The organism is Erwinia sp. PME.40.26/001 (assembly GCF_055556675.1).
Genome location: NZ_JBVHNP010000001.1, coordinates 411,320 through 436,229, shown reverse-complemented (window position 1 = coordinate 436,229; position 24,910 = coordinate 411,320). Strand labels below are relative to the sequence as shown.

The window sequence follows — 24,910 nt, the reverse complement described above, 5'->3', positions numbered from 1 at the left end:
CCGTTTCTTTTACAGTGCCTGGGGGTCAGATTCTAACAGCACCTCGGTACCAAAATCTGGCAGCGAATGCTGGCGCAGATAATCCGCAAAGGATACCCGCGAGTTCTCTTTTTCCCATGCTGCCTGTAGCTTACCGAGCAAATCGGTTGATTTCGCCGTCTGTTGCGGCGTGGTCGTATCCGACGCCAGCCAGCCTTTCACATACTTTTGCTCACGGGTTGAGGTTGTTGCTGACTGATCCAGCATGGCCGACACCAGAGCGCCCTGACGATACTGCACATCAGTGGTGCTTTCCGCGTTGTCATCAACCTGGGTAAAGAGGTAATTCTGCGCGTTTCTGTCCGTCGTCAGATTGAGCGACAATCCGGCCGTTAACGGTTTATGGTAGCTGGCCGTGAGATGCGACTGTTGTTTCTGCGTGAAATGACGATTCTGATCGCTGGTCCCCGTAATCGTCGTGGCCTGAGACACGCTGTAAGAGAACGTATCAACTTCGTTCAGACGCATCGGGTTAGGGGTGGCCGGCGCTTGCGTCACGGAAGCCTTAAAGTCTGCCAGGCCGGTCAGCATGTTTTTATCTGAACGCGTCAGTGAGATAAAGAGGGTCTGCTGACTGTTTTTTGAGGGAGAGGCACTGTCGCTGTAATGCGTATTCAGCGCAGTAAACGCATCCCTGAACATCGTCATCAACGTACTGTTACCCGCTCCCCGGCTTTCCGCACGGTCAAACTGCGTCAGATACTGACTGAGCGCGCGTTGCTGCTGGCTCTCGCTGCCGTGAAGGGCTCTTTTGCTCATGTCCACGCTGATATCAACAGTGCCCAGGCTGCCGGTCGATTTTACCGAACGGGTCTGGCTGTCTGCGTGGAAATCCAGCGTCAGCTTATTCTCACCCGCGACGGTTGCATGCAGGTCCACTGATGTCAGTACCGAAGTATTAAATTTCGTCAGCGCACTGAGATCCAGCCGTGGCGGCTGAGCCGTCAGTCCATCCAGCGCTTTCTGGAAACTGTCAGACAGTTTTTCCAGCGCCGCCCGTTCAGCTTCGTTGAGAGTTCCCTCCTTCACGGCGATCTGCATGCCGGTGCCATTGCTACCGGGCGTCAGTTCGACCCGCGCACCGCTGGCCGTTTTGACACTCAGGGTACCCTGACTTTCACTGGAAGCGGGGGCAACAAACAGGCGTGGTGGTGAATAGACCGGTGAGGCGTTCCTGGTCTGCCCCAGCGTGACCTCAGTAGACGATGAAGCGATCGCCTGCGCGGGTTCTGCCTCAGATACGGACCTGGTGAGCGTCGTCGCATTGAGCAACGAAGTGCTTAGAGACAGGTTTCCAACCGATGAAATAACAGTCATTGTGCAATCCCTTGGTTTACGCCAGCGCGTCACAGTTGATGTGGTAGTTCTGTGACTATTTTCGGTAAAACATCAGAAAACTTTAATGATTAATGCTTCAGACAGGGAAGGAACAGGAGGTGACAAACGCTACGCCATTAACTGCGGAGATAAAATGATGTGCTGGGGCGCATCATCCGGGTGCGCTATTTTTTGCAAAAGTCGCGCCGCCGCACTTCGGCCAATATCCCGCGCGGTACTGCTAACGAAGGTCAGAGCCGGGTCATCCAGCGCGGCATCGGCGACATCGCTGAACCCCACCAGTGCCATCTGCCGGTCATAATAGCTCCCCACGGCGTCTTTGCTGATAGTGCGCCCGCTGCGCTGTACGCCTAAATAGCAGCCGAGTGTCACGGCGGCGTTATGGCACAGGATGGCGGTTATGCCCGGATACTGCAGCAGTAACTGCTCCGCCTGCGCCGGGATCTCCCGGGGATGTGCGCATCCTTCAATGATCCACTCACTGCGAAAAGGCAGCCCGAACTGCAACAGCGTGGCGCAGTATCCGCCAATGCGTTCTGCGCGGGTTAATGACGCGCCAGATCCGCCCAGCAGCGCAATGCAGCGATGGCCGCGGGCGATCAGGTATTCCGTCGCCATTTTTGCCGCAGCATGATTATCCGGCCGCACCGAATCAGTCTGTTCCAGACTGCTGGCGCGCGATGCGCAGAGGACGGCGATATTCTTCTCCTGCGCTTTGCGGATCAGAGGGCCGGTGTCGCCGCCACCGCCACCCAGAACGATGCCTTCCACGCCCTGTTCCACCAGCGAATCAAAACAGCGCTCAAGATGCTGGCCCTGTGCACCGCTTTGCGTCAGAAACAGCACTTTTCCCTGCTGCTCCAGCGTCTCACTCAGCCCGGCGGTCATTTCAGCGTAAAACGGGTGACAGATATCGCGCACGATCAGGCCCACGACGCCGCTTCCACCGCCGCGCAGCATGCTGGCAGAACGATTACGCACAAACCCCAGCGCTTCAGCCGCGCGGTTAACGCGCGCGGTCGTAACGGCAGAGATCCGCCCCTTACCGGACAGCGCCAGCGAAACCGTCGTCACCGACACACCGGCTTCGGCGGCTACATCATGGATGGTGATTTTCTTCTGAGACATCATTTTCTCATGGAATGGTTCAGCCGTGTGCGAACAGCAGGAACGCTAAAGGTAAAACGTGACAGGCCGATTGTCGCAGAGAAAAGGTCCCCTCGCCAGAACCCTGTGATCTGTCACTCGTTTTTAAAAGGTAAAACGTTTTATCTTATTTTACCTCAGCAACCGCTGAGCACGAATTCGCCAGGAGAGCGTATGTCAGCCACACGTCAGAAAATTACGGTTTGGGAATTTTTTCAGAGCCTGGGGAAAACCTTTATGCTCCCCGTTGCCCTGCTGTCCTTTTGCGGCATCATGCTGGGTATCGGGAGTTCATTAAGCAGCCAGGATGTTATCACGCTGATCCCGTTCCTTGGCGAGCCGGTACTGCAGCTGGTGTTCACCTGGATGAGTAAAATCGGCTCATTCGCCTTCAGCTATCTGCCCGTGATGTTTGCTGTTGCTATCCCCCTGGGCATGGCGCGTAACAACAAAGGGGTGGCGGCGTTCTCCGGCTTTGTCGGTTTCGCCGTGATGAACCTGGCGGTTAACTTCTGGCTGACGGCCAAAGGCATTCTGCCCACCACCGATGCGGCTGTCCTCAAGGCCAATAACATTCAGAATATTATTGGCATCCAGTCCATCGATACGGGCATTCTCGGCGCGGTGATCGCCGGGATCGTGGTGTTTTATCTGCACGAACGCTTCCACGATATTCGTCTGCCGGATGCCCTCGCCTTCTTTGGCGGCACGCGATTTGTGCCGATTATCACCACGCTGGTGATGGGCCTCGCCGGACTGGCGATCCCGCTTATCTGGCCGTGGTTTGCCAAAGCCATTGCCGGCCTCGGCTGGGTGATCAATAGCGCGGGGGATTTTGGCCCGATGATCTTCGGCACCGGTGAACGCCTGCTGCTGCCCTTCGGCTTGCAGCATATTCTGGTCGCGATCATCCGCTTTACCGATGCGGGCGGCACGCTGGACGTTTGCGGTCACAGCGTCAGTGGTGCCCTCACCATCTTCCAGGCGCAGCTTTCCTGCCCAACCCCGGGCGGCTTTGCTGAGAGCGCCACGCGCTTCCTGTCACAGGGGAAAATGCCGGCCTTTCTCGGAGGGTTACCCGGGGCCGCGCTGGCCATGTATCACTGTGCCCGCCCGGAAAATCGGCACAAAATTAAGGGGCTGCTGATTTCCGGCGTGGTCGCCTGCGTGGTCGGCGGAACCACCGAACCGATTGAATTTCTGTTCCTGTTTGTGGCACCGGTCCTCTATCTGATCCACGCCCTGTTAACCGGTCTGGGCTTTACGCTGATGGCGGTATTAGGCGTCACAATAGGCAATACTGATGGCAATATTATCGACTTCGTGGTGTTTGGTGTTCTGCACGGGCTGCAAACCAAATGGTACTGGGTTCCCGTGGTCGCGGCTGTCTGGTTTGCCGGCTATTACCTGATCTTCCGCCTGGCCATTACCCGCTTCAATATCAAAACGCCGGGACGTGAAATTGACACCGTTAACGACAGCAGCCCGGCACGTGAGGTCAGTGGTAAGTCGGGGTATAACACCCCTGCCATTCTGGCGGCACTCGGCGGGATCGACAACATTACGTCACTGGATAACTGCCTGACGCGCCTGCGGTTATCGGTGAAGGATATGAGCCTGGTTGACGATGCTGCGCTGAAGGCCCATCGGGTGATCGGTGTCGTCCACCTCAGCCAGCACAACCTGCAGGTGGTGATTGGGCCACAGGTTCAGTCGGTGAAAGATGAAATCGCCACGCTGATGCCCGCCGCTTCCGCGTAAACCGGGAACTGTGCTGCGGCACAGATTGAGGAGCACACAATGTTTGATTTTGATCGGGTCATCGATCGCCATGGCAGCTGGTCCACCCAGTGGGATTTCGTTGCTGACCGCTTTGGCCATGACGATCTGCTGCCCTTCACCATTTCTGATATGGATATTCCCACCGCCCCGGCAGTGATAGCGGCGCTGCAGCAGTGCGTCGCACACGGGATTTTCGGCTACAGCCGCTGGCAGCACAGTGATTTTCTTGATGCCGTCAGCGGCTGGTATCAGCAGCGTTTTGCAGAAAAGGTCGATCCCCGGCAGATCGTTTACGGTCCGTCGGTGATCTATATGGTGGCACAGATGATCCGCCACTGGTCACAGCCCGGTGACGGGGTGGTGATCCAAACCCCGGCCTATGATGCCTTTTATAAGGTGATTGAGGGTAATCAGCGCCGGGTGATGGCGCTGCCGCTCAGCCTCTCACAGGGCCTGTGGCAGTGTGATATGGCCGCACTGGAAGCCTTACTCGCCGATCCGCAGTGCAAGATCCTGCTGCTGTGCAGCCCGCACAATCCGACCGGTAAAGTCTGGCTCCACAGCGAGCTGGAACAGATGGCGCAACTCTGCGCACGCCACCAGGTGCGGGTGATCAGCGATGAGATCCACATGGATATGGTGATGGACGGGGCGCGCCATATTCCGTGGAGCCGCGTGGGCCAGGGACGCTGGGCGCTGTTTACCTCGGCATCAAAAAGTTTCAACATTCCGGGCCTGACCGGGGCCTATGGCTTTATTAGCGATGAGGCGGATCGGGCCGCGTGGTTTCAGGCACTGAAAAACGCCGATGGTCTCTCCTCCCCGGCGCTGCTGGCCGTGGCGGCGCATATTGCCGCCTACCGGCATGGCGCAGAATGGCTGGACGCGCTGCGTACCTATCTGCGGGATAATCTCCACCATGTAGCCCGTCGTCTGAATGCGGCCTTCCCCACGCTGAACTGGCAGCCGCCGCAGGCCACTTACCTGGCGTGGATCGATCTGAACCCGCTGCATATTGATGAGCAGCGACTGCAGGAGGTGCTGACGGAGCAGCAGAAGGTCGCCATAATGCCGGGATCGACCTACGGGCCACAGAGCCGGGGCTGGCTTCGCTTTAACGTCGGCTGTCCCCGCAGCAAGGTCGATGAGGGCCTGAACCGGCTGATTGCGGCACTGCAGTGCTGTTCAGCGTGCGATTAAGCAGCAGTTAACATCGGCAAACAGCGCTTGTTGCGCAATTTAGTGGCATTGTTGCGCAATAAGTTTTTATAATGCTCCGCACTTTATTAAAAAAACAGAGAGTGCCGACATGATCGATTCCCAGCTTCCCCTCACCGACATTCATCGCCATCTTGACGGCAATATCCGTGCGCAGACCATCCTTGATTTAGGCCGTGAGTTTAACCTCGCGCTGCCCGCCACTACGCTGGATACGCTGCGCCCGCACGTGCAGGTGATTGACGCCGAGCCGGACCTGGTCAGCTTCCTCAATAAGCTGGACTGGGGGGTCAAAGTGTTGGGTTCCCTTGATGCCTGCCGCCGCGTTGCGCAGGAAAACGTTGAAGACGCCGCCCGCGCCGGAATTCACTATACCGAGCTGCGCTTTTCGCCGGGCTATATGGCCATGACCCACAACCTGCCGATTGCGGGCGTAGTGGAAGCGGTGATTGACGGCATTAAAGCCGGCTGTAGCAATCACAATATCGACGTGCGTCTGATCGGTATCATGAGCCGCACCTTCGGCGAAGAGGCCTGTCTGGACGAGCTGAACGGCCTGCTGGCGCACCGCGACAGCATCACGGCTCTGGACCTGGCGGGTGATGAACTCGGCTTCCCAGGCAGCCAGTTCCTCAGCCACTTTACCCGCGCCCGCGATGCCGGACTGCGCATTACGGTTCACGCCGGGGAGGCCGCTGGCGCTGAGAGCATCTGGCAGGCCATCCGCGAACTGGGTGCGGAGCGTATCGGCCACGGGGTGAAAGCGGTGGAAGATCCGGCGCTGATGGACTTTATGGCGAAGCACGGCATTGGCGTCGAGTCCTGTCTGACCTCGAATATTCAGACCAGCACCGTGGCCTCACTGGCACGTCACCCGCTGAAAACCTTCCTGGATCACGGTATTCTTGCCACCATCAACACGGACGATCCGGCGGTTCAGGGGATTGAGATTGGTCATGAATACGCCGTTGCCGCCCCAGCTGCCGGGCTGAGCCTGGCGCAGATGCGGGTGGCGCAGGAGAACGGCCTGAAGATAGCCTTCCTCAGTGATGCTGAGCGCGCCGCCGTTCGGGCACGCGTCGCCGCCTGATATCCACCAGGGCGGGTGATGTCCCGCCTCAGGTGGTAAGAACATCGGTCAAACCCGGCCGAGCGGAAAAAGGCCGCCCCGCGTTGACAGGAGTCCACGGACGACGCAGAGGCTGACCTCTATTTGTGGTCAGCCCGTTAGCGACCGTGAACGGCTTATTTCAGCGACATCGTCTGGCGTTTTTCAGCCGACTGCAGACCCAACTCGATCAACTCCATCACCTGAATCGCCTCTTCTGCTTTCACCGGGTTTTCCCCGACGCCGTTCACCGCATCGCGGATCGCCGCGTAGTAAGCCGGATAGTTGCCAGGAATGGTCAGCAGCGTTTTTTCCACCAACCCCTCCCCGTCGGCCAGCGTCAGGACGCCGTCGCGCATATCATAGCCCCAGTCCTCCTGCGGCGGCCGCGCCCCGGACTTCAGGCGGTCTTCCTGCGGATCCAGACCGTATTTCACAAAGCTGCCGCGCGTGCCGTGTATCTGATAGCGCGCCGACTCTGCGGCCACCAGCATACTGCCGTGCAGCACCACGCGCCGCTGCGGGTAGATCAGGGTGGCGTGGAAATAGTCGGTGGTCACAGCACCGGGACGCAAATCGGCCGTATCCAGGGTGATCGCCACAGGGGAGCCAAACAGCTGCAAGGCCTGGTCAATGACGTGCGGCCCCAGATCGTACCAGATGCCGCTGCCCGGCCCCTGCTGCTCACGCCAGCGCTGCTGGACCTGCGGACGGAAACGGTCGAAGTGCGATTCAAAATAACGCACCTCACCCAGCGTCCCTTCCGCCAGCAATGCTTTCACCGTGAGGAAGTCGCTGTCCCAGCGGCGATTGTGGAACACCGACAGCAGCAGACCTTTGGCTTTCGCCAGCGCATCCAGTTCGCGCGCCTGTGACAGTGTCACGGTAAACGGCTTGTCTACCACCACGTGCTTACCGGCCATCAGGGCAGCCCGGGCTAACGGAAAGTGGGTGTCATTAGGGGTTGGGATAACAATCAGCTGAAGCGTGGGGTCGTCAAATAACGCCTGGGGATCGGACACGACCTGCACCGACGGCCAGTCTGCATGGACCTTGCCCGCATCGCTGCTGGAAATGGCCGACAGCGCCATTTCAGATGTCCCGGCAATTAATGGCGCATGGAAGGTTTTGCTGGCAAAGCCGTAGCCGACCAGGCCAACACGAATTTTATCACTCATTTTAATCCCTCTCGTGGTTACCCGTTGATTTAAGACGATCAACGGGGCAACCACAAGGAGGATTTGCCCGAAAAGCTATTCGTTGGCGCGGCGCGGCAGGTGCCAGGTCTCCTGCGCCACCAGCGCGTCGTGCGCGTCAAGGCTGCGGCGGCGGAAGTCGCTGGGGCTGACCCCGGCACGCTTGCGGAAAACCCGGGAGAAGTAAAGCTGATCGTCATAGCCCACTTCGCGGCCGATGCTGGCAATCGGCTCCTGGGTGGTCTGCAGCAGCAGCTTGGCGCGGATCACGCGCTGATCTTCCCGCCAGCGCAGCAGGTTGACGCCCATCTGTTCGCGAAAGAGATGCGCCAGCCGCGACGGCGACAGGCAGACGTGTCTGGCCACCTCTTCAATTTTCACCTCTGCCGCCAGGTTGTTGGTGACGTACTGGCAGGCCTCAACCACGCGGGCGTCGCGCACCTGCTGCTGGCTGCGCGGATCTTCCTGCACCGCCCGCAGCAGCAGACGCTCCAGCAGATTCATCGCCAGTTCCTCGGCAAACGGACGTCCGGAGTTGTGCGTGTGTTCGATATTGGCAAACAAGCGGTCAAACTCCCCACGCAGCGACTCCGGCAGGCGCAGACGCCCCACGCCCTGAGCCTCATCCTGCCACTCCAGCCAGTCGCTCCAGTAGGCGCGGGGGCGGAAATAGACCCAGCGGTGATACCAGCAGTCACTGTCCGGCAAACGGCCATAGTAATGCGGCGTTTTCGGCTGAAACAGCAGCAGATCGCCAGGCTCACAGTCAAACGCCGCCTCACCGTCAAACACCCGCCCGCGGCCTTTAATGGTCAGGTTAAGAATGTAGCCTTTCATACCGTGCGGGCGGTCGATAAAGAAATCGAGCGGCCCTGCTGCATTAATCGGCGTCAGCCCGGCCACCAGCCAGGCGCTGAATGGATACCCGGGAAGTAACGGATTGGACTGCGCCACCGGCGCCAGACGATGATACATAACGCCTCCTGTCAGACCGCTTTCGCTTTTTGTTTGTAACGGTCAAAAATAACCGCTGCTAACAATATCAGACCGCGTACTACGTACTGTGAGAAAGGCGATATATTCAATAAATTCATCGCATTTTCCACGGTGCCAAGGATCAGTACCCCGGCGATAACATACGAAATTTTACCAATGCCGCCCTTCAGGGAAACGCCCCCCAGCACGCAGGCTGAGATCACGATCAGCTCGTAGCCCAGGGAGGTCATCGGCTGCCCGCTGGTCATGCGTGAGGCCAGAATAATCCCCGCCGCGGCGGAAACCAGCCCGGAGAGAATAAAGATAATAATGCGCGTACGCACCACCGGCACCCCGGCCAGACGTGCCGCCTCTTCATTACCGCCAATCGCCAGCGTGTTGCGGCCAAAGGTGGTTTTATTCAGCAGGAAGGCAAACAGCGCCAGGGTGATGATTGTCAGCCACACGGGAGCCGGCACGCCCAGCCAGCTGGCATAGCCGAGCGCAAAGAAACGCTCATCTTCAATCCCCACCGCTTTACCGTCAGAGAAAATATAGGCCAGACCGCGCACGATCTGCATGGTCGCCAGCGTGGTGATCAGCGCATTGATCTTCAGTTTTGCGATGACAAAACCGTTGACGAAGCCGCAGGCAACCCCCAGCACCAGGCCAGCGGCGATACCAATCCACAGGCTCTCCGTCATATTGATCACCACGGCACACACCACCCCGGCGCAGGCAATGACCGAGGCCACCGACAGGTCAAAGTCCCCGGAGGCCAGGCAGAACAACATGCCGCAGGCCACCATGCCGGACATCGACATCGCCAGTCCCAGGCCTTTCATATTGATCAGAGAGCCGAAGTTCGGCACGAACACCGTACAGGCAATAAACAGGGCGGCAAACACCACCAGCATCCCGAAGTTGTCCCAGATACGGCCCAGACTGAAGCGGGACGGTGCCGCGGGTGTAACGGATGAGGTCGTTGACATAGGTTTCTCCTGCATATTCAGGCCACGTGTGTGGCGGGTTTGGCGGTTTTCGGCATCGCCAGACTCAGCGTCAGGGCTTCCGTGGCGTCGTTGTGATCCAGCTCTCCGGCTATTTCACCCTCGCGCATCACCAGAATGCGGTCGGCCAGCCCCATGACTTCGGGCAGGTCGCTGGAGGCAAACAGCACCGCAATCCCCTGCTCTGCCAGGGCGTAGATCAGCTGATAAATTTCGTTTTTCGCCCCGACGTCAATACCGCGCGTCGGTTCGTCCAGCAGGATCACCTTCATCTCTTCTGACAGCCAGCGTCCGAGGATCGCTTTCTGCTGGTTACCACCGGAGAGGTTCATGATCAGCTGGTCCGCTGAGGGGGTTTTAATGTTCAGGGAGCGGATATGCACGCCGGCGTTGCTGGCTTCCCAGCCGTTGTTAATCAGGCAGCCCGCTTTCAGATTATTTCGCCTGGCGCTGATGTTGATGTTGTCACGTACGGAGTGTACCGGAATGATGCCGTCTGCCTTACGATCTTCAGGGCAGAGCATGATGCCGGCGCGAATGGCTTCTATCGGCTCTTTAATACTGATTTTTTTTCCGTCCAGCCACAGCTCACCGCCGATCAGGCGCGTGGCACCAAACAGCCCTTTCATCAGCTCACTGCGTCCGGCACCGACCAGGCCAAACAGCCCGACGATTTCTCCGGCACGCACGCTGAATGACACCGGGCTGCGGACACCTTTGGCGTGTACGTTGTTGAGCTGCAGCCGGATCTCACCCTGTTCGCGCGGGCGGTAACCGTAGATATCACCGATTTCACGCCCGACCATGGCCTGAACCAGCTCGTCGTTGCCGGTGGTCGCCATATCGGTAAAGGTGCGCACGTAGCGACCATCTTTAAATACGGTAATCGCATCGCTGAGGGCAAAGATCTCTTCCATGCGGTGGGAGACATACAGCACCACGCGCCCCTCAGCGCGCAGCTGGCGAATGACGCGGAACAGCTGGTCAATTTCACGCGCCGACAGTGAACTGGTCGGTTCATCAAAGGCGATTACCTGAGCATTACGGGTCAGCGCCTTAGCGATCTCCACCATTTGCCACTGGCCGAGGGAAAGGTATTTCAGGGGCATGTCCGGGTCAATATCCATCCCCAGCGCTTTCAGCTGGCGGCTGGCCTCCGCGCGCAGGCGGGAACGATTGACCAGTCCCGCGCGCTGCGGCAGCTGACCTAAAAAGATATTTTCTGCCACCGACATTTCCGGCACCAGATGCAGTTCCTGATAAATAATCGCCACCCCGGCGTTAAGCGCATCGGTGGTGTGCTGGAAGTTAACCGGCTGGCCCTGCAGGCGAATTTCGCCGCCGCTGGCCTGATAGCTTCCGCTAAGAATTTTTAACAGCGTCGATTTACCCGCGCCATTTTCCCCCATCAGGGCATGAACCTGGCCGGCATAGCAGTCGAAGCTGATGTCCTGAAGTGCCTTCACGCCAGGAAAGGTTTTGCTGATGCCGTGAAAGCTCAGATACGGCGTTTGTGAGGTCATGGTGTCTCCTGCGACATAGGCAACCACTGCGGGCGGACCGGAAAAAGGTCCGCCCCGATAAATGTCCTGGCATCGCCTTTCGGGCGGACCGGAAAAAAGGCCCGCCCCTGCGCCAGGCCTTACATCAGGCCTTTTTTCGCCAGTTCGGCTTTGAAGTTGTCGCGGGTGATCAGCACCACATCGGTCACTTCGGTGAATTTGGCGGGCTCAACATCTTTCGTCACCCAGTCATGCAGCATCTGAATGCTACGGTAGCCGTGGACATCCGGGCTGGGCAGCAGAGAACCGTAGAAGCCGGTTGCCTGGCCCTTCGACAGTTCGCTGACCGCATCGACGCCGTTGATACCGATGCCGATTACGTTCGGTGCTTTAAAGCCCTGACCTTCGGTGGCCCGCACGCCGCCCAGCACGGTGTTATCGTTCATGCCCACAATCAGCCAGTTTTTCACTTCCGGGTGCTGCACTAACAGTGAGTTACCGGCATCGAAGGCACCGGGGATATCGTTTGATTTGGTAGGAACCTGATAGATCTGTTTTTCAGGGAATCCGGCCGCTTTCAGTGCGTCAATTGAACCACCGGTACGACGGCGGGCGGTGTCCAGCTCATTGGCGGTGATCGCCATCACGGCGGTGGTTTTCACATCCCAGCCGCGTTTCTGCATCTCTTTGTACAGCTCCTGGCCCTGACGCTCGCCGATTTTGGTCGCCGCCATCATCACCAGCGGCACAGTGTCCATCGGTTTGCCTTTCGCAGTGACGAACTGGTCATCGACCGCGATCACTTTCAGGCCATAGCTGCGGGCTTTCGCCACAATCGCCGAGCCGAGTTTGGGGTCTGGCGTACAGATAACAAACCCTTTCGCCCCGCTGGCGGCCAGGCTGTCGATAGCGTTCAGGGTTTTTTCACCATCCGGCACCGCGATTTTGATCACTTCAAAGCCAAGATCTTTACCGGCCTTGTCGGCAAACTTCCATTCCGTCTGGAACCAGGGTTCTTCCGGCTGTTTCACGAGGAAACCGAGTTTCATGGTTTCCGCCATAGCGGATTGTGACATAACGGCAGCAAGGCCAATCGCGGCCAGCGCTTTAGTGAATTTGTGCATGAGGCTCTCCGGCTCAGTGCCCGCCTGTGGCGGGATTGTGTAAACGGTAACAATCGGTTGTTGAAAAAATTAAAAGCATTTAAACAAGACCTTACCTGAGCACTGACGTCATAACAGTGGCGGTAGTGCGCTAGTTTTACCTGCAAGCGCGTGAAAATTTGTAGAGCGCTATCACACCCTGAAATTACAGTTGTTTTGTCCATCTTTTCAGCCGATTTAACCGATACGCAACATTTGAACCCCATCACACTCCTGCCCCTGATGGCAGAAAAGTGCATATATGCAGCCAGCCGCACCTAACTACTCTGCCGCCATGTTTCCAGGATAGAGGAACATTACTTAAGCCTGTTCTGAACATAACGGAGAGCAACTATGCACAAGGGTGCGATTACCCTCGGTCTGGATTTCGGCAGCGATTCGGTGCGTGCGCTGGCCGTAGAGTGCGCCAGCGGCCGCGAACTGTATAAGCAGGTGGTGGCCTATCCGCGCTGGAAAGCCGGGCACTTCTGCGATGCAGCACATAACCAGTTTCGCCACCATCCTCAGGACTATATTGACGCGCTGGAGCAGGCAATACGTGACGTTGTCACTCAACTTACCCCTGAACAGCGGCTGAATGTGGTGGGCATCGGCGTGGATTCGACAGGATCCACCCCTGCCCCTGTCGACCGTGAAGGGCGGGTACTTGCCCTGCGCCCGGAATTTGCCGAAAACCCCAACGCGATGTTCGTGCTGTGGAAGGATCACACTGCCATTGAGGAGGCTGAAGCTATTACCCGCCTGTGTCACAGCGGCGATTTTCAGGACTATTCACGCTTTATCGGCGGTATTTACTCCTCTGAATGGTTCTGGGCCAAAATTCTGCATATCAGCCGCCAGGATGCGGCGGTACGCGAGGCAGCGGTCTCCTGGGTGGAACTGTGTGACTGGGTGCCGGCGCTGTTAAGCGGCACCACGGCCCCTGCCGACATGAAGCGCGGCCGCTGTGCGGCCGGCCATAAGTCGCTCTGGCATCCGGTCTGGCAGGGGTTACCTGAAGCCCGGTTCCTCAATGCTCTCGACCCGCTACTGACCGCCGATCTCGATTACCCGATGTTTACCGATACCTGGACGGCCGACGTGCCGGTCGGCAAGCTCAGCGCCGAATGGGCAGCGCGTCTTGGTCTTCCGGGCAGCGTGACGCTTTCCGGCGGCGCATTTGACTGCCATATGGGGGCGGTGGGTGCCGGAGCGCAGCCCTATACGCTGGTGAAAGTGATCGGGACGTCGACCTGCGACATTCTGATTGCTGATGCCGATCGCGTAGCCGATCGTGCGATTAAAGGGATCTGTGGTCAGGTGGACGGTAGCGTGGTGCCTGGGATGATTGGCCTGGAGGCCGGGCAGTCGGCGTTTGGCGACATGTATGCCTGGTTTGGCCGTCTGTTGAGCTGGCCGCTGGTGCAGGCGGCACAGCAGCAGCCAGCGCTGAAAGCCGAACTTGAGGCCATACAACAGGGCATGCTGGAACAGTTAACCGCCGCCTGGGCCGCCGATCCGCAGCTCGACCATCTGCCGGTGGTCCTTGACTGGTTTAACGGCCGCCGTACGCCCTTTGCCAACCAGCGGCTGAAAGGGGTGATCACCGACCTCAATCTTGGCACCGATGCCCCGACGCTGTTCGGTGGCTTTATTGCCGCTACCGCGTTTGGCGCACGCGCCATTATGGAGTGCTTTGAACAGCAGGATATCCCGGTACAGCAGATCCTCGCCCTCGGCGGGATTGCCCGCAAGTCGCCGACCATTATGCAGGTGTGCTGCGACGTGATGAACCGTCCGCTGGACATTGTTGCCTCCGACGAATGCTGTGCGCTGGGGGCCGCCATCTTTGCCGCTGTGGCCGCAGGCGTCTATGCCGATATCCCGTCGGCACAGGCGCAGATGGCCAGCCCGCTGGATCAGACCCTGCAGCCGGACCCGGTTCGCGTCGCCCGCTTCCAGCAGCTTTATCAGCGTTATCTTCAATGGTGTGAGCTGGCGGAACCGCAGTTTGCCCCACAACCTTCATCAGTCAGTTAAGGAATCGCTTTATGACACAGTTAAACGCCCGCAGCGTATGGTTTGTGATTGGTACCCAGCACCTGTACGGTGCGGAAACGCTGCGCCAGGTCGAGCAGCATGGACAGCAGGTGGTGGAAGGCCTGAACCGGGCGGGTAAACTGCCCTTCTCTTTACAGCTTAAACCGCTGGTTAAAACACCGGATGAGGCACTGTCGCTGTGCCGCGAGGCGAATCACGATCAGAGCTGCCTGGGCATTATCACCTGGCTGCACACCTTCTCCCCGGCAAAAATGTGGATTGGCGGCCTGTCGATTCTGAATAAGCCGCTGCTGCAGTTCCATACCCAGTTCAATGCGGAGATCCCGTGGGACAGCATGGATATGGACTTTATGAACCTGAACCAGACTGCACACGGCGGCCGTGAGTTTGGCTTTATTGGCGCGCGGATGCGTCTGCCGCACCAGGTGGTGACCGGCCACTGGCAGGATGAACGCTCACAGCAGCGCATCGGACAGTGGATGCGCGGTGCCGCCGCCCTGCAGGCCAGCCAGCAGCTGAAAGTGGCCCGTTTCGGTGACAACATGCGCGAAGTGGCAGTGACGGAAGGCGATAAAGTCGCGGCACAGATCCAGTTTGGTTACGCCGTGAACGGCTGGGGCGTGGGCGATCTGGTAGAGGTGATCAACCAGGTCAGCGACGGCGATGTCAGCGCACTGATTGATGAATACGAAAGCAGCTATGAATTTAGCGCGGCAGCGGCCGTGAACGGTGACAAACGGCAGAACGTGCTGGATGCTGCCCGGATTGAACTGGGGATCAAGCAGTTCCTGGAAAGCGAAGGCTGCCGGGCATTCACCACCAATTTCCAGACGCTGCACGGTATGACGCAGCTGCCGGGGCTGGCGGTACAGCGCCTGATGCAGCAAGGGTACGGTTTTGCCGGTGAGGGTGACTGGAAAACGGCGGCACTGCTGCACATCTTTAAACAGATGGCGGGAGATGTCCCGGGAGGCACCTCGTTTATGGAGGATTACACCTACCACTTCGCACCGGGGAACGACCTGGTGCTGGGCTCACATATGCTGGAGGTCTGCCCGACCATCGCGCGTGAAGCCAAACCGCTGCTCGACGTGCAGGCGCTGGGCATCGGCGGCAAGGCCGATCCGGCTCGTCTGATCTTCTCCGCCCCGGCCGGACGTGCGGTTAATGCCAGCGTGATTGATATGGGTGACCGTTTCCGCCTGCTGGTTAACGTGGTGGACGCGATCGAACAGCCGCAGGCACTGCCGAAACTGCCGGTGGCCCGCGCCCTGTGGCGGGCGCAGCCGTCGCTGGCGACAGCGTCTGAAGCGTGGATTCTGGGCGGCGGTGCGCATCACACCGTCTTCAGCCAGGCGCTGACCGTCGACGATATGCGGCTTTACGCCGAGCTGACCGGGATTGAAGCGCTGGTGATCGATGAAGAAACCACGCTGCACGGTTTCCGCGATGCGCTGCGCTGGAATGAAGCATACTACCGTCTGAATCAACGCTAACCGCTAACGCCCCCTGACGGGGGCGTTTTCTCATCTTACTCTGCGTTACCCTGCCCCCAACGCCACTGGCTGACTTCCGGCATGTCTTCTCCGTGTTCACGCACATAATCATGGTGATACGCCAGACGCGCCTGCAATGTTTCAACAACGTGACCCTGAGTGGCGGCCAGATGCGGAACATGTGTGATAGCCGCTTGCGCCAGATGGTAGCGGTCCAGCTTATTGAGCACGGTCATATCAAACGGTGTGGTGGTGGTGCCCTCCTCACTGAACCCCTGTACGTGAAAATTCTGATGATTCCGGCGCTGATACGTCAGCCGGTGGATCAGGCTAGGGTAACCGTGAAAGGCAAAGATGACCGGCTTATCCGCCGTGAACAACGCTTCAAACGCCTGTTCCGTTTTACCGTGCGGGTGCTGCTCCTGCGTTTGCAGCGCCATCAAATCCACCACGTTGACGACGCGGACCTTCAGCTCAGGGACCCGTTCACGCAACAGTTGTACGGCTGCCAGCGTTTCAATGGTGGGAACATCTCCGGCGCAGGCCATCACCACATCAGGGCTGACATCGTTGTCAGTATTGCCCGCCCAGGACCATATCCCCATACCGGCTTCGCAATGCTTCGCCGCGCTGTCGCGGTCCAGCCACTGCGGCGAGGGCTGCTTGCCCGCGACAATAACGTTGATGCGATCCCAGGTTTTCAGACAGTGATCGCCCACCCACAGCAGGGTATTGGCATCCGGTGGTAAGTAGACGCGGACGATGTCGGCTTTCTTATTCACCACGTGATCGATAAAGCCCGGGTCCTGATGACTGTAGCCATTATGATCCTGACGCCATACGTGTGATGAGAGCAGATAATTCAGCGAGGCGATCGGTGCCCGCCAGGGGAGCTTGCGTGACACCTTCAGCCATTTTGCATGCTGGTTAAACATCGAATCGATAATGTGAATAAAGGCTTCGTAACAGTTGAACAGTCCGTGCCGGCCGCTCAGCAGATATCCTTCCAGCCACCCCTGGCAAAGATGCTCACTGAGCACTTCCAGTACCCGACCATCCGGGGCCAGCTGCTCGTCATACGGTTCGCGTTCCCCCATCCAGCGGCGTGCGGTGACATCAAAAACCGGACTCAGCCGGTTAGAGGCCGTTTCATCCGGCCCAAAAATCAGGAAATTATTGGGGTTTTTCTGCACAACCTCACGCAGATAATGACCCAACTGCGCCGTCGCCTGCCCCTGTACGGCACCGGGCGTCGTTACGTCCAGTGAGAATGCACCAATATCAGGCGTGATTAAGGGCTGCCTGAGCCTGCCGCCGTTAGCCCAGGGGCTGGCCCCCATGCGCCAGTCACCCTGCGGTGCCAGCGCCTGCAGTTCCGGGCGTAAACGTCCGCTGGCATCAAACAGTTTTTCCGGCTGATAACTTTTCAGCCACTGTTCAAGGATACGACGATGTTCATCATTCTCACGACAGCCTGAGACCGGCACCTGGTGGGCCCGCCAGAAGTCTTCCACTTTCTTACCGTCGACACTTTTGGGCCCGGTCCATCCCTTCGGACTGCGTAACAAAATCATTGGCCAGCGTGGCACACCGGCCGGCGGTTTTTCCTGACGGTACTGCCGCTGGATCGCCGCAATCTCGTCAAAGACTTCATCCAGTACCATCGCCATTTGCGCGTGCATCAGCGCCGGATCATTGCCTGTCACCACGCGCGGTGCATAGCCCAGCGCCCGGTAGAGTTGTACCAGTTCTTCATCACTGGTGCGGCCGGACAGGGTGGGATTGGCGATCTTATAGCCGTTCACGTGCAGTATCGGCAGTACCGCCCCGTCACGCTGTGGATTAAGGAACTTCAGGCTTTGCCAGCTGGCAGAGAGCGGCCCGGTTTCCGCCTCTCCATCACCAATAATGCACGGAACAATCAGCTCGGGATGGTCGAATGCGGCACCGAAGGCGTGTGCCAGCGAGTAGCCCAGCTCTCCGCCTTCGTTAATCGAACCCGGGGTTTCGGCCGCCGCATGGCTGGGTATCCCTCCCGGGAAGGAAAACTGCTTAAACAGCCGTTTCATGCCGGCGATGTCCTGGCTCACGTCAGGATAAATTTCGCTGTAGCTGCCTTCCAGCCAGGTATTGGCCACCATGCCCGGCCCACCGTGTCCCGGCCCGCAGACATAGAGTAAGTTAAGCCTGCGCTGGCGAATGATGCGGTTGAGATGGACATAGATAAAATTCAGGCCGGGTGTCGTCCCCCAGTGGCCCAGCAGTCTTGGCTTGATATGCTCCGGCTTCAGCGGTTCGCGCAGAAGTGGGTTATCCATTAAATAGATCTGACCTACAGAAAGGTAATTGGCTGCCCGCCAGTAGCGATCGATTAATATACATTCGCTGTCAGTGAGAGAGTCTGCCACGCGATAGTCTCCTCTTGATTCGCTTATTCCTGTGTCGTTATTCCTGAGTTATCTGTCATGGGGCGGGTTCGCCGGGGAGATTACTCCCCCTTTTTCAACTGCTCACCTAATGCTTTTTCGCAGCCCGCCTGCGTGTTAGCCTGGCGACGCTGTTCCGGCGAGAGCGCCAGCCAGCCGTCAACAACCTTCCCGGCCACCTCGCGGTCAAAATCAGTTTTATTCAGCGAGGAAGAAGAGTGACTGCGCATGTGCATATCGTTGAGCTGCTGCAGGTAGGCGTCACGGGAAGCGTCCGGTTGGGCAGACGCGGTGGTACACAGCAGGCTGACATAGCGGGCCTCCTCAGAGGGGGTACCTGTCTCAGCCGCGAAGGCTGTGCCCGCTAGCAGCAATGTGGATAAAAGCAGAATGTTTTTCATAACGGCTCCTTACCTAAAAGAGTAAGGATAGAAGAGATAAACCGCTTTTGCAGGCCGCCCGACCCGGGCAACGGCTGCGCGGCCGCCGGGGGAACGGAGCGAGCCGGCCCCAGGGCCGGCTCGCTCCGTCTGACGTCAGACCAGCCGCTTCACCGGCGCATTTTGCTGGCGATCCCACATCAGCGTTAGCAGGCGCTGCAGGGCAATAAACGCAAACAGCAGCACGCCAATGGCAATTTTGGTCCACCAGGAACTCAGGGTGCCGTCAAAGTTAATCCACGTCTGGATCAGCCCCTGGATCAGCACGCCGAACAGCGTCCCCAGTACGGTGCCGACCCCGCCAGACAGCAGCGTCCCGCCGATCACCACCGAGGCGATGGCATCCAGCTCCACGCCCATTCCCGCCAGCGCATAGCCTGCAGAGGTATAGATGGAGAACACGATGCCGGCCAGCGTGGCCAGTCCGGAAGAAAGCATATAGATCCGCACCGTGGTGCTGCGGGTGGAGATGCCCATCAGCCGGGCGGACGTCGCATTCCCGCCGATGGCGTACACCTGATTACCAAAGCGGCTGCGGTGCGCCAGTAAGATGCCCAGCGCCACGACCACCAGCATAATCACGGCCAGCAGGCTCAGCCGCCCGCCACCGGGAATTTTCCACGCCATCGATGACAGCGTGGCATACAGCGGGTGGTCTATGGGTAACGAGCTTTCCGCCACCAGATAGCTGCAGCCGCGCAGGAAGAACATACCGGCCAGGGTAATAATAAACGCCGGGATCTTCAGCGCATCGATCAGCCAGCCCATAAAGGCTCCGAACGCCGTGCCCAGGGACAGCACCAGGGCAAATGCCAGCCAGGGGTCAACGTGGAAATCACCAATCAGACGGGCAAGAAAGACCCCGGTAAAGGCAATGACCGCCCCCACCGACAGATCGATACCGCCGGAGAGGATCACAAAGGTCATTCCGACGGCGATAATGCCCAGAAAGGCGTTATCGGTGAGAATATTGGCAATCACCCGCGTGGAAGCAAAACCGGGATACTGGCTCAGGCAGAAGAGATAACCCGCGACAAATACCAGCAGGGTGATCATTAACGGCAGATGGCGTTTAATCACGGCGATGCCCTCGTTTAAACAGTTGAATAAAGCGCGGAGACTGCAGCAGCAGCACCAGCATCACCACCACCGCCTTCACCACCTGATTCAGTTCGGGTGGGAAGCCGGAGAGTAAAATCCCGGTATTCATCGCCTGGATGATCAGCGCGCCGATCAGCGACAGCATCAGGCTAAAACGCCCACCCATCAGCGATGCCCCGCCAATCACCACCGCCAGGATGGCATCCAGCTCCAGCCACAACCCGGCATTGTTGGCATCGGCACCGCGTATATCCGCAGCGACAATCAGCCCGGCCACCGCCGCGCACAGTCCACTCAACACGTACGTACTCATCACCACCAGCCAGCCGTTGACGCCCGCGTTGCGCGCCGCCCGCAGGTTAATCCCCACCGCTTCAATAAACATGCCCAGTGCGGTTTTACGCGTTAACAGCCAGACCAGCAGTGCCAGCCCGAGGGTGATCCATACCGGTACCGGAAGCAGAAGCAGCGTCCCGCTGCCCAGGCGTGCCAGCGCGTCGCTGTCGAAGGTAACAATCTGTCCCTGGGTGATCAGCTGCGCAATACCGCGCCCCGCCACCATCAGGATCAGCGTGGCCACAAACGGCTGGATCTTCAGCAACGCGACCAGCACGCCATTCCACAGTCCGCAGAGAATGCCGCTGCCCAGCGTCACCAGGATGATCACCGGCAGGCTGTGTCCGGCAACGGTCAGGGTGGCGGCAGTGGCCCCGGCAATAGCCATGACGGCCCCGACCGAAAGATCGATGCCCCCGGTGGCGATCACCAGCGTCATGCCAATCGCCAGAATTGCCACCGGAGCCGCGCGGTTAAGAATATCAATCGGGCTGCCGAACAGACGTCCGTCCTGCAGGTGGATAGCAAAGAAGTTGTTCGCTACCAGACTGTCAATCAGCAGCACCAGCAGCAGTGCGCCAATCTGCGGCAGCCCGGGCGGCAGTTTTCGTTTTAACATCGGTGATTTCCCCGCCATCAGATGCGATTCAGGCATGTTGTTCCCCTCCCGCCGCTATCGCATTCACGATCGCCGCAACGGAGAGCTGCTCCAGTGGAATTTCGGCAACCTGCTGACGGTCGCGCAGGATCACCACGCGGTCCGCATAGCCGACCAGCTCCTCCAGCTCGGAGGAGATCACCAGCAGCGCCAGGCCATCGGCGCACAGGGTTTCAATCAGGCGGATAATCTCCGCGTGGGCGCCGACGTCGATACCGCGCGTCGGCTCATCCAGGATCAAAAACTGGGGTTTGGTCACCAGCCAGCGCGACAACAGCACCTTTTGCTGGTTACCACCGGACAGCAGTTCCACCGGCTGTTCCGCATCCGGGGTACGGATGCCGAGGCTCTTGATAAAGCGCTCCGCCACCTGCTGCTGCTCTCGCTTTGGGATCGGTCGCAGCCAGCCGCGCTGGGCCTGCAGCGCCAGAATGATATTTTCCCGTACGGAAGCCGCCCCGATAATACCGTCCGTTTTGCGATCTTCCGGACAGAAGCCCATGCCCAGCCGCGAGGCCTGGGCGGGTGAGCGAATGGTCTGAGGTTTTCCCCTGATGAAGGCGCGACCGCTGTCGGCTCGTTTGATGCCGAACAGCAGCTCTGCGGTCTCCGTGCGCCCGGAACCCAGCAGGCCCGCCAGCCCGACGGCCTCGCCAGGACGCACGCTGAGGCTAAAGGGTTCAATCGTCCCTTTCTTACCGTAATCTTTGAATTCCACCGCAGGCTGATCGCTTTTCAGCGTGCTGCCCGCGCGTTGCAGTGCAGTTTCCAGCAGTTCACGCCCCAGCATCAGCTTGATCAGTTCGATTTGTGGCAGGCTGTGGGTGTCGCGCGTGGCGATAAACTGGCCGTTGCGCAGTACGGTAATGCGGTCCGTCACGCGGTAAACCTGGTCAAGGAAGTGGGTGACAAACACCAGCCCCATCCCTTTTGCCTTCAGCTGTTCCATCAGCGTGAACAACATGGTCACCTCGCTGGCATCCAGGCTGGCGGTCGGTTCATCAAGGATCAGGACTTTTGCCGACAGGTCCACCGCCCGGCAGATGGCAATAATTTGCTGCATCGCTACCGAGTACTGCCCCAGCGGTCGGGTGACGTCCAGTTCAAAGCCGTAATCGGCCATCAGCTTTACTGCCCGCCTGTTCAGGGTTTTACGATCGATCAGGCCAAAGCGCTTAGGCTCACGGCCAATAAACAGATTATCGGCAACGGACATATTCGGCAGCAGGTTCACCTCCTGATACACCGTGCCAATACCCAGCTGCTGCGCCTCGGCGGTATTACGGGGATTAATGCTCTGCCCGCCAAGCATTAGGGTACCGCCATCGCGCTGATAAACGCCGGTCAGCACCTTGATCAGCGTGGATTTCCCCGCCCCGTTCTCCCCCAGTAAGGCCATTATTTCGCCGGTACGCAGGTCAAACGAGACATTGTCCAGCGCCCGGACGCCGGGAAAAGATTTGCTGACGTTGCTGATGGCCAGCAACGCAGGCGTAGAGGTTTCGATGGTCATACGCGTGCCTCAGACAAATAGGTAACCGCCCCGGGCGGGGCGGCGAGGGGATCAGTAGCCCATTCCTTTTTTGGTGTCTAACTGCGCCTGCGCATCGGCTGGCAGGAACAGTCGGGTTTCCGTTTTGATAATTTTTGGCGGCATGGTGCCGTCTTTTTTCAGTTTTTCCAGCGCATCAAACGCCGGGCCAGCCATATTCGGCGTCAGCTCAACGTTGGCATTGGCTTCGCCGGCCAGCATCGCTTTATAAATATCCGGTACGCCATCAATGGATCCGGTTAAAATATCTTTACCCGGTTTAAGTCCGGCTTCTTTTATCGCCTGAATAGCCCCGATCGCCATATCATCGTTATGTGCGTAAACCATACAAATATTCTTGCCGTTGTTTTCCGCCTTAATAAAACTTTCCATCACTTCTTTACCCTTGCTGCGGGTAAAGTCACCAGACTGCGAACGAATAACTTTAATATTTGGCGTATTGGCAATGGCTTCAGCAAAGCCTTTTTTACGGTCGATGGCCACGCTGGCCCCTACGGTTCCCTGCAGTTCCACCACGTTACAGGGCTTACCGGCCTGATGTTTCACCAGCCAGTCACCGATCAACTTGCCTTCATAGACGTTATCCGCCGTTACCACGGCCTGATAGAGGGATTTATCTTTGACCACGATGGCGCGGTCCAGCAGGAAGACCGGGATTTTGGCGTCTTTGGCTTCAGAGAGCACCGGTTCCCAACCTGTCTGCACGACAGGCGCGATAAATATCGCGTCTACCCCCTGCGCGATAAAGGAGCGCACTGCCTTGATTTGATTCTCTTGTTTTTGCTGGCCGTCCGCGATCTTCAGCGTAATGCCCCGTTTTTGAGCTTCACTTTTTGCCACGCTGGTTTCTGCTGCGCGCCAGCCTGATTCCGAGCCAACCTGTGAGAATCCGACGGTCATTGATTCGGCCAGCGCAGGTGCAGACAGGCTGGCTCCGATAAGGGTGGATAAGAGTAAACGCTTCCACATGATCATTTTTCCTCTGATGGGATTTTATCGTATAGGGTTAAGAGCCACATAAGCCTGGCCTATTCGCAGGAAAACATTTACGACAATGCTCACAAAATTCAATAATTCAAAGAGGTTACGCCACCATCAGGCGCGGTGAGTACGATTGGTGATATGGAAAAAACGCGTATTTGCAGTAAAAATCAGGTTAAATAAGTGTAATAAACATAAGCGTTTGCGGCAGAAGCATTTGGAAGCGATTACAACACTGCGTGAAGTTCTGTCGCCCGGGCGCTATCGGCGGCGCACCTGAGCAAACTGCAAAATTGTGATCTCTTCCACAGTTTTATTCTCTGTCGTTTCAGCATGGCGTTGGCTTATTCTCTTTATCAGATTCATCCTGGGAGGGTGAAAGGGCGAAAGCCATCTAAATCCCCCACTGGCCCTGCTGCCGACCGCAGGGGACGATAACGGATCGTCTGATGCACTAAGCTATGCTGAATTTTCTGATTTTTATATTGCCCGATGAAAACAAAGTGGAATCTTTTGCCCTGCATCATATACTGCCAGCTCTTGATTCCTACCTGGATGGCTGCAATGACCGTTCAAGATTACTTATTGAAATTTCGCAAAGTTAATTCTCTGGAAAGCCTGGAAAAACTTTTTGACCATCTGAATTATTCTCTCACCGATGACGCAGACATTATTCAGATGTACCGCGCGGCCGATCATCGTCGTGCCGAACTCGCCTCGGGCGGCCGCCTGTTTGATTTGGGTCGTGTGCCCAAAACCGTCTGGCATTTTGTGGTCTGATATGCCGCGTTCATCGCCCTGATGACCTGAACCACGATAATCCGTATAATCCTCCCCCTCATGCGTGTGGCCCTGTGCGATGCGCCTTTGCCCTTTCCGGCTGATAAAAGGATAATTTGTGCCTGTTGATTCTAAACCGCGTATCGGCGGCTGGCTGCTGGTCCCGCTGGCCTGGCTGATTATCGCCTTAATGGCCTCAGCACTGGTGATGACGATGTATATCGGCGCACTGACCGGGCCAGCAATACGAAATGTATCCTGGCACTCTCCGCAGCCCGCACTGCTGCAGTGGGCGGCGTCGCTGCTTACGTCCGCTGTCATGCTGGTGTATACGGCGTGGATCACCTGGCTTTTCTGCCAGCGGTCACGGCGGGTGCCGCGCCACTATCTGATCTGGCTGTTGCTGAATGTCGTCCTGGCGCTGAAGGCTTTTGTCTTCTCTCCGGTGGCTGATAACCTGGCAATGCGTAATTTACTGTTCGCCCTGCTGGCCGCCAGCGTTCTGGTACCCTATTTCAAGCGTTCTCAGCGGGTTAAAAACACCTTTGTCGCGCCCTGATGTTGAAAAAAACGTCAAAAATTTAATCGTGAGTGCGCTATTAAAAAACCGCTAAGACTGTGCG

The 24,910-nt window shown here is 58.0% G+C and carries 20 protein-coding genes; 7 read left to right on the top strand and 13 right to left on the bottom strand.

Going from position 1 to position 24,910, the window contains the following annotated elements:
- Positions 1-9: 9 nt before the first annotated feature.
- Both ACZ3HG_RS02350 and malI read right to left on the bottom strand, forming a co-directional pair.
- Positions 10-1,356, bottom strand: a complete 1,347-nt coding sequence (locus tag ACZ3HG_RS02350; protein ID WP_465331669.1) for a hypothetical protein — start codon at positions 1,354-1,356, stop codon at positions 10-12.
- Positions 1,357-1,485: 129 nt separating this feature from the next.
- Positions 1,486-2,505, bottom strand: coding sequence for a Mal regulon transcriptional regulator MalI (gene malI / locus ACZ3HG_RS02345; protein WP_274604271.1), 1,020 nt, complete (start codon positions 2,503-2,505; stop codon positions 1,486-1,488).
- A 192-nt stretch (positions 2,506-2,697) separates the two neighbouring features.
- On the opposite strand from malI, the gene malX reads away from it, so the two are divergent.
- From malX to add, 3 genes are all read left to right on the top strand, one after another.
- A complete protein-coding gene (gene malX / locus ACZ3HG_RS02340; RefSeq protein ID WP_191932240.1) occupies positions 2,698-4,284 on the top strand; it encodes a maltose/glucose-specific PTS transporter subunit IIBC in 1,587 nt (528 codons plus the stop codon).
- Between the two features lie 39 nt (positions 4,285-4,323).
- Positions 4,324-5,505: a MalY/PatB family protein gene (locus ACZ3HG_RS02335; RefSeq protein ID WP_465331666.1), complete on the top strand. Its 1,182-nt coding sequence runs from the start codon at positions 4,324-4,326 to the stop codon at positions 5,503-5,505.
- Between the two features lie 109 nt (positions 5,506-5,614).
- Entirely contained in the window at positions 5,615-6,613 is a 999-nt protein-coding gene (add, locus tag ACZ3HG_RS02330; protein ID WP_118664198.1) for an adenosine deaminase, read from the top strand.
- Positions 6,614-6,768: 155 nt separating this feature from the next.
- Here add and ACZ3HG_RS02325 read toward each other — a convergent pair whose 3' ends face one another.
- The 5 genes from ACZ3HG_RS02325 to ACZ3HG_RS02305 all read right to left on the bottom strand — a co-directional run bounded on the left by ACZ3HG_RS02325 (position 6,769) and on the right by ACZ3HG_RS02305 (position 12,438).
- Positions 6,769-7,809, bottom strand: coding sequence for an oxidoreductase (locus tag ACZ3HG_RS02325; RefSeq protein WP_191932238.1), 1,041 nt, complete (start codon positions 7,807-7,809; stop codon positions 6,769-6,771).
- Positions 7,810-7,884: 75 nt separating this feature from the next.
- Positions 7,885-8,802: an arabinose operon transcriptional regulator AraC gene (araC, locus tag ACZ3HG_RS02320; RefSeq protein ID WP_062743401.1), complete on the bottom strand. Its 918-nt coding sequence runs from the start codon at positions 8,800-8,802 to the stop codon at positions 7,885-7,887.
- A gap of 11 nt (positions 8,803-8,813) precedes the next feature.
- On the bottom strand, positions 8,814-9,794 hold the full coding sequence (gene araH / locus ACZ3HG_RS02315; protein WP_062743402.1) for an L-arabinose ABC transporter permease AraH: 981 nt from the start codon (positions 9,792-9,794) through the stop codon (positions 8,814-8,816).
- A 17-nt stretch (positions 9,795-9,811) separates the two neighbouring features.
- A complete protein-coding gene (gene araG / locus ACZ3HG_RS02310) occupies positions 9,812-11,335 on the bottom strand; it encodes an L-arabinose ABC transporter ATP-binding protein AraG (protein ID WP_062743403.1) in 1,524 nt (507 codons plus the stop codon).
- Between the two features lie 119 nt (positions 11,336-11,454).
- Positions 11,455-12,438 carry an arabinose ABC transporter substrate-binding protein gene (locus tag ACZ3HG_RS02305; protein WP_062743404.1) on the bottom strand — a complete coding sequence of 328 codons (984 nt, stop codon included), beginning with the start codon at positions 12,436-12,438 and terminating at the stop codon, positions 11,455-11,457.
- A 372-nt stretch (positions 12,439-12,810) separates the two neighbouring features.
- Here ACZ3HG_RS02305 and ACZ3HG_RS02300 point away from each other — a divergent pair, with 372 nt between their 5' ends.
- Together ACZ3HG_RS02300 and araA are read left to right on the top strand one after the other, a co-directional pair.
- Complete coding sequence (locus ACZ3HG_RS02300) at positions 12,811-14,496, top strand: ribulokinase (protein ID WP_465331662.1); 1,686 nt, start codon at positions 12,811-12,813, stop codon at positions 14,494-14,496.
- Positions 14,497-14,507: 11 nt separating this feature from the next.
- Positions 14,508-16,013, top strand: a complete 1,506-nt coding sequence (araA, locus tag ACZ3HG_RS02295; RefSeq protein ID WP_191935953.1) for an L-arabinose isomerase — start codon at positions 14,508-14,510, stop codon at positions 16,011-16,013.
- Between the two features lie 35 nt (positions 16,014-16,048).
- On the opposite strand, the gene ACZ3HG_RS02290 is transcribed toward araA, so the two are convergent.
- The 6 genes from ACZ3HG_RS02290 to ytfQ form a co-directional block, all read right to left on the bottom strand.
- Positions 16,049-18,421: a phosphoketolase gene (locus ACZ3HG_RS02290; protein WP_191935954.1), complete on the bottom strand. Its 2,373-nt coding sequence runs from the start codon at positions 18,419-18,421 to the stop codon at positions 16,049-16,051.
- 80 nt (positions 18,422-18,501) lie between these two features.
- Positions 18,502-18,840, bottom strand: coding sequence for a hypothetical protein (locus tag ACZ3HG_RS02285; protein WP_191932234.1), 339 nt, complete (start codon positions 18,838-18,840; stop codon positions 18,502-18,504).
- Between the two features lie 135 nt (positions 18,841-18,975).
- Entirely contained in the window at positions 18,976-19,959 is a 984-nt protein-coding gene (gene yjfF, locus ACZ3HG_RS02280; protein ID WP_191932233.1) for a galactofuranose ABC transporter, permease protein YjfF, read from the bottom strand.
- Positions 19,952-20,971: a galactofuranose ABC transporter, ATP-binding protein YtfT gene (gene ytfT, locus ACZ3HG_RS02275; RefSeq protein WP_191932232.1), complete on the bottom strand. Its 1,020-nt coding sequence runs from the start codon at positions 20,969-20,971 to the stop codon at positions 19,952-19,954. The genes yjfF and ytfT overlap by 8 nt, the downstream gene beginning before the upstream one ends.
- A complete protein-coding gene (gene ytfR, locus ACZ3HG_RS02270) occupies positions 20,964-22,487 on the bottom strand; it encodes a galactofuranose ABC transporter, ATP-binding protein YtfR (RefSeq protein ID WP_465331658.1) in 1,524 nt (507 codons plus the stop codon). The genes ytfT and ytfR overlap by 8 nt, the downstream gene beginning before the upstream one ends.
- Before the next feature lie 51 nt (positions 22,488-22,538).
- Positions 22,539-23,495 carry a galactofuranose ABC transporter, galactofuranose-binding protein YtfQ gene (gene ytfQ / locus ACZ3HG_RS02265; protein ID WP_062743412.1) on the bottom strand — a complete coding sequence of 319 codons (957 nt, stop codon included), beginning with the start codon at positions 23,493-23,495 and terminating at the stop codon, positions 22,539-22,541.
- 576 nt (positions 23,496-24,071) lie between these two features.
- On the opposite strand from ytfQ, the gene ydgT reads away from it, so the two are divergent.
- A complete protein-coding gene (gene ydgT / locus ACZ3HG_RS02260) occupies positions 24,072-24,287 on the top strand; it encodes a transcription modulator YdgT (protein WP_191933081.1) in 216 nt (71 codons plus the stop codon).
- 118 nt (positions 24,288-24,405) lie between these two features.
- Positions 24,406-24,846, top strand: a complete 441-nt coding sequence (locus tag ACZ3HG_RS02255) for a DUF2569 family protein (RefSeq protein ID WP_191932230.1) — start codon at positions 24,406-24,408, stop codon at positions 24,844-24,846.
- The last annotated feature ends 64 nt before the right edge of the window (positions 24,847-24,910 follow it).